The sequence below is a fragment of the Citreicoccus inhibens genome (assembly GCF_019039035.1).
In the GTDB taxonomy this organism is placed as follows: domain Bacteria; phylum Myxococcota; class Myxococcia; order Myxococcales; family Myxococcaceae; genus Citreicoccus; species Citreicoccus inhibens.
This window is the reverse complement of record NZ_JAHNZT010000056.1, coordinates 23,461-29,460: the sequence shown is the minus strand read 5'-3', so window position 1 is coordinate 29,460 and position 6,000 is coordinate 23,461. Positions and strand designations below refer to the sequence as shown.

4 protein-coding genes are annotated in these 6,000 nt (G+C 70.5%); all 4 read right to left on the bottom strand.

Features of this window, described 5'->3' with window-relative positions; translation table 11 throughout:
• Nucleotides 1-710: type VI secretion system ImpA family N-terminal domain-containing protein (locus KRR26_RS34385; protein ID WP_217081902.1), on the bottom strand; the 710-nt coding region annotated here is incomplete at its 3' end.
• Between the two features lie 10 nt (nt 711-720).
• Nucleotides 721-1,653, bottom strand: a complete 933-nt coding sequence (tagF, locus tag KRR26_RS34380) for a type VI secretion system-associated protein TagF (protein WP_120210982.1) — start codon at nt 1,651-1,653, stop codon at nt 721-723.
• Nucleotides 1,653-5,306 (bottom strand): type VI secretion system membrane subunit TssM, encoded by a 3,654-nt coding sequence (tssM, locus tag KRR26_RS34375; RefSeq protein WP_233577564.1) that lies wholly within the window; start codon nt 5,304-5,306, stop codon nt 1,653-1,655. The genes tagF and tssM overlap by 1 nt, the downstream gene beginning before the upstream one ends.
• A complete protein-coding gene (locus KRR26_RS34370; protein ID WP_120210984.1) occupies nt 5,306-5,998 on the bottom strand; it encodes a DotU family type IV/VI secretion system protein in 693 nt (230 codons plus the stop codon). The genes tssM and KRR26_RS34370 overlap by 1 nt, the downstream gene beginning before the upstream one ends.
• Nucleotides 5,999-6,000 lie beyond the last annotated feature (2 nt).

The following is a 6,000-nucleotide window of genomic DNA, read 5'->3' as shown; positions in this document are numbered from 1 at the left end:
GGTGGGCTGGGCGGCGCGGGCAGCTCCACCCGCGGCGCGGGGGGCGCGACTGGCGCGGGCTGGGCGGGCGACGGGGCGGGGCCCGTCGCCACCGCGACGGGGGCCTCGGGCGCGGGGGGCGGAGCGGGCGGGGCCTCTTGGGGCAGGCCCGCGCGCAGCCGCGCGATGGCGTCCGTCAGCGAGCCGAACGCGGGGGATTGCTCCGCGAAGCGCTGACGAGACACCTCGGCCAGCTTGCGCGCGGACTGCGCGAGGGCGTCCAGGCCCTGGGCGTCCACCTGCGCGGGCGGCAGCGCCGGGAGCATCCGCGAGAGGCGGTCCACCAACCACGTCACCGCGTTGGCCCGGCCCTTGAGCCGCTTCAGCTCGGGGAAGAGGTCCGCCCAGTAGCGCTCGGTCAGCTCGCCCAGCAGGGTCAGGCCCACGGTGGCGCCGGACAGGCCCTGGGTGGAGAAGAGGCCGTAGCCCAGGTACGCCGCGAGCCACAGGTCCTTGGTGGTGTGCTGGAGCAGGCCGCTGGCGCCCACCACCACATCGTCCCAGCGCACGGGCTCGCCCGCGGGAGACTCCAGTCGCGCCACCTCGGCCGCCACCGCCTCGTAGGCGGGGTCGTGCTTGGCCGCCACGCCCGCGGGCGCGCCACCCTGGATGGGCTCGACCCAGGGGCGGACTCGCGCGCGCAGTTCTTCGGGGGTGACGGCGGTGGACATGGAGCGGTTCTCAGCGCGCGAGCGCGCGCAGGAGGTGTTCGAGCGAGGTGGTGGGTGAGTCGATGACCTGCCGCTGCGTGGCGCTGAACGCGGCGCGGGCCTGGGCGAGCGCGGCGGGGCGCTCCGTGCGCAGCGGCCAGACCTGCGCGCCGGGGCGCGATGGCTGGGCCAGGTGAAGGAAGTAGGACGGCGTGGCCGCGCCCAGGCACAGCAACAGGCGAGGCGCGGCGCCCTCGGACCAGAAGAAGGTGGGGGGCAGCGCGTTCCACTTCAGCAGGCGCGTGGCCAGCTCCAGCCACGGCACGGGCCCCACCTTCGTGGACAACGGGCAATCCAACCCCACCGTGGCGGCGGACTGCTCGCGGCCCCGCTCCCCGGCGCACGCGGTGAGGAAGGTGCGCAGCGCGTAGTAGCGACCGCCATCGGGCGTGCCCTCGACGATGGGGCCGAGCAGCTCCGCGGGGCCATGGCCCGTCAGCGCGCCCTGGCGCAGCCGCTCCGCCGTCCCCAGGTCTCCGGGACCGGGCAGGGGCAGCGCGGTGGCGTGCTCCAGCAGTGGCGCCACCTCCAACTCGGCCGCGCGCTCGACCAACGCGGTGGCTGCCTGGAAGAACGGCCGGAAGCCCTCCGGAACGAGCGCGCTGCGGCCCGCGACGAGCGAGCTGGGCACCTCGGCGAACACGGCGAGCGGGAAGTCGCGGCCCACGCTGTCGCGGCTGGGCGCCATCAGGCCCACGAGCACCTGCTTCGCGCCGGGCAGCGTGAAGACGAAGCGCACGGGCTGAGAGGGCAAGGCCACCCGCGCCCGCCGCGCACGCTCCACGCCTTCCTCCAGCCACCCATGCAGGCGCAGCGCGAGGGGCGTGGCCGCGTGCAGGCGGATGAACTCCGCCTGACGGGGCGTCTTGCCCAACAGCCCGATGCGCGACGAGGACTCCGCCATCAGGGTGTCCCGTCAGCCGACAGCAGCTCGCCGCCACAGCCGGACTTGTTGCGCGAGATTCCGCGCGGCGGCTGGAGGCCGGGGTCGCGGAAGATGGCCAACAGCTTGGACGTGTTGCCGGCCAGGCCGAAGAACGGGTTGGCGGTGCGCTCCGGCCGGAAGTCGATGGCGAGCAGCGCGCCGTTCATCTCCTCCACCTCCCACGTGGCGGTGAAGTAGCGGCCGTCCGCGCTCGGCTCGATTCGCTTCACGCGCTCCAGCAGGCGGAAGAGCCCCCACTCACCGGGCTCGTCGATGTCCGCGGTGGCGCCTCCCGCGTTCTCCACGTGGATGTGCGCGCCCAGCTTCCCCGCCTGCCCGGGCCAGATCATCTGCTTCCACTGCGTATCCGGACCGTTGCGGTACATCTCGTCGGTGCCGTCCAGCGTGAGGGTGATGGAGGAGATCTCCGACGCGGAGGTGTCCGCGGACGTGCCCGCGCGCACGCGCACCTGGAAGCGCACGAGCGGATCCACCGTGTCCCCGCCGGGGAACAGCGTGGTGGCCAGCGCGCCGCTCTTCTCCAGGAAGTTGAGCAGGTCCGGCCGGTACATGTTCGTGCCTGAGGTGGTGAACTCCCACTTGCGGCCCGTCTGGACCACGTCCTCCAGGAGCTGCTCCTTGACGAACTTGCGCACCGTGCCGCCCTCGGGGCGCAGGTACTCGGCCACCTCGGGAAGCGGCGCGTCCTTCTGCGAGCTCTTCACGAAGGGGTAGCGGTTGAGGAACGACTGCGCGAAGGGCGCGACGATCTGCTCGCACCACAGCTTGCTCTTGCCCTCGGCCACGCCGCGGAAGACCACGCTGCGCATCTCCTGGAAGGGCGGCAAGAGGAGCCGCTCGAAGATGGCGGTGTTGCCCTCCTGCTTGCGCACGAGCAGCTCCACCGTGTCGCGCGTGGACTTGATCTTGTCGAGCAGCTTGCCGGCCTCGGAGGGCTTGTCCTTCACCTCCAGGAGCGTGAGCTGCACGAGCGCGAGCTGGTCCTGATAGAAGTCCAGCGGGGTCAGCTTCTCCTGCTGGTCCTCGGTGGGCGACGCCTCGGTGGTGAAGCGCACGATGGACGCGAACTCTCGCTCCACGTCGCGCGCCGTCTTCTCCTTCTCCCCGGAAGGCGAGTCCGGATCGACGAGCTCGCGCCGCGCCTCCACCTTCTCCTCGCCCTTCTTGAACAGGCCCGCCAGCGCCTTGCCCACGCTGCTGCCGCCCGCCGCCGCGGGCAGCTCGCGCTTCTCCAACTGCGCGTTGTAGGTGACGGAGCGGAACAGGCGGCCGTACGGCGGCGGCTTGCCGCGCGTGAGGTTGGCCAGGAGCTCCTCGGTCTGCGACAGGTCCTCGGGGGACTGCACGCGGATGGCGTTGAGGAAGTCGGTCCACTCCTGGATGTACGCCTCGAAGTAGCGCGTGCGCAGCTCGCGCCGCGACTGCTCCTCGTTCACCTTGTCGTCGCGATCCAACACCCAGGCCTGGCGGTCGCGGAACGCGCTGTCCAGCCGCTGCCGCACCACCTGCTCGTAGGCGTTGCGCGTGAAGGCGCCTCGCACGCGCTTGTCCGCGTGCATCTGCGGCATCGCGCCCACCAACTGCTCCAGCGTCACGTCCGGGTACTCGTTGCTCACGTTGGCCACGAGCTGCGCCAGCTCCAGCCGCACCAGGGGCACGTTGTTGAGCGAGCGCCGCGCCCCGCGCACCACGTTGGTGTTGCGCCGGAACGCCATGGCCGTGTCGCCCGCGAGCATCTGGATGTACGTGGCCGCGTGCTTGGTGACGGCCTCCAGGTTCGCGTCGCCGCGCACGTTCTTCCAGTGGCTGACGATCTGCCGCACCAGCCACTCCTGCTGCTGCTCATCCAGCTCGGGCTCGCGCTGGTCGCGCGGCTGGGTGACGAGCAGGTACAGCTTCAGGTCCTCGAAGTACTGGCGGTACTCCTCGAAGTGCTGGCGGTAGTCCGCCTCGCTCTTGATCTCCAGCAGGTTGGGGTTCTTGCCGAACAGGTCCAACCCCTGCTCGATTCGCTCGAACTGCTGGCCCAGCAGCACGCGCCGCAGCGCCGTGTTGTAGAAGGACTGCGCGGGCGCCAGCAGCCGCTCGCCCTGATACATGCCGAAGCGCATGTAGAAGGCCGCGCCGTGGTCCCGGTCCTCGGTGAGCCGTTGCAGCTCTTGTCGCAGCGGCGTGAGGTCCTCCACGCGCTGGATGTCGTCGCGCGGATCCAACGTCACGCGGGTGATGGCGTCCTTGACGTCGTTGGCCAGGGACAGGTTCTGGAAGTACGCGAGCGTGGGCAAGAGCAGGAAGAAGACGGTGGCCGCGAAGGCCGCGCTCGCCAGGACGAGCCGCCGCCGTCGCACGCGCGCCTCCTCCAGCGAGCTGCGCACGGCCATCTTCTGGTCCAGGAACATCACCTTGGTGAAGACGTCCCAGAGGAAGTAGCTGCGGCCCTCCGTGGCGCCCTCCACCTGGGGCTTGCCGTTGGTGGTCCCGAACAGGTCCGCCGCCGTGGGGGACACCTTCTCCACCGCGCGCAGGTCCTGCGTGCCGCTCGTGAAGTACAGGCCGCGGAACACCGGCGTGTCCTGGAACACGTTCTCCAGGAACAGCGGCTGGAGCATCTCCGTGAGGTTCTTGCGGAGCGAGTCGAAGCGCTGCGGGAACTGGTAGATGCGCTCGCGCGTCTCCAGCCGGCGCTCCTGGCCCAGCCGGCGCAGGGCGCGCTGCTCCACCACGTTGAGCATCTCGTCGAAGCGCTCGCGGAACAGGTCCGTGCTCGCCTCGGCGCGCTGCTCCATGGGGACGGTGAAGCCCCAAATCTGTCCGCGCTCCACGCGCGACAGGTCCGAGAACATCTCCACGAAGCCGGGCAACAGGTCGCACTTGGTGACGACCACGTACACGGGCACCAGCATCTTCAGCCGCGTGGTGATTTCATCCAGGCGCTCGCGGATGGTCTGCCCCATCTCGCCCACCGCCTGAGGATCCGCGCCTATCAGCTCGCTGACGCTGATGGCCACGATGAGGCCGTTGATGGGGCGGCTGGGGCGGTGGTTGGACACCGTGTCCAGGAAGGCGAGCCACTCGGGGCGGTCCTCCTCGCCCGAGGTGTAGCGGCCCGCCGTGTCGAGGATGACGGCCTCGTTGGTGAGCCACCAGTCGCAGTTGCGCGTGCCGCCCACGCCGCGGATGCCGCCGCCGCGCGCGGACAGGTAGGGGAACTTCAGGCCCGAGTTGCGCAAGGCCGTCGTCTTGCCCGCGCCCGGTGGTCCGATGATGAGGTACCAGGGCAGCACCGCGAGCGCGTCCTTGCCTCCGCGCGCCAGCTTGGAGGCCTTGAGCGCCTCCACCGCCTTGGTGAACTCGCCCTGCATCGCCTTGATTTCGGGCTGGAGGTCCGGCCGCACCGTCTTGGCCTGCTCCTCGGCCTGCTCGGCGAGCGCGTCCTCCAGCTTGGCGGCGGCGCGCCGCGAGCGGATGCGCTTGACGAGCAACACCCCCCCGCCCACCAGCGCCGTGAGCAGCGCGGCGGCGATCGCCACCACCTGCCAGGGGATGCCCAGGTGGGTGACGGCCGCCCACGACACGCCGGCCAGTCCCATCAGGTACAAGAGGAAGGGCATCACTTGCCGCCCCCCGTGTTCCGGGCCATGTGGACCTCGATGTCCTTGAGCAGGGTGGACACCTTGTTGTTCAGCGTCAGGACGAGCCCGCCGTACAGCAGCAGCGCCAGGGCCAGCGCGCCCGCCGACAGCGTCATCACCGAGGCCTTCTTCTTCTGGGACAGCAGCGTCTCGGTGGGCCGGTCACCGTGCGGTGACAGCACGTCGAAGTCGAAGGGCTTGGCGCGCTCCAGGTCCTTCTGCACCGTGTCGATGAGCGTCATCAGCTCCAGCTCGCCGCCGCGGATGCGGTAGCGGCCCTGGAATCCGAAGAGCATGCACAGGTAGTAGACCTGGAGGACCTCGGCGCGGTGCGGGTCCTTCCGGATGCTGTTGAGCCGGTTGAAGAAGCCGTCACCCGCGATGTTCTCGTTGAAGTAGTGGAGCTGCAGCGGGTTGGTCATCCAGAACTGGCGGTACTCCTCGGGCCGGTTGAGGACGACCTCGTCGATGAGCGCCACCACGCCGTAGGCCATGTCCTGCGCGTCCTGGTGACTGAAGCCCAGGACGGCGGCACGCCGGAGCATCTCGTCCACCACGCCTCGCAGCCGGTGATGCAGCGTCTCCGGTGGCGGGACGGCGGTCGCGTCCGAGTTGCGCAGCTGGATGGCGGCGTCGAGGCAATCCTTGGTCGCTTCGGTCACTCGATCCATGG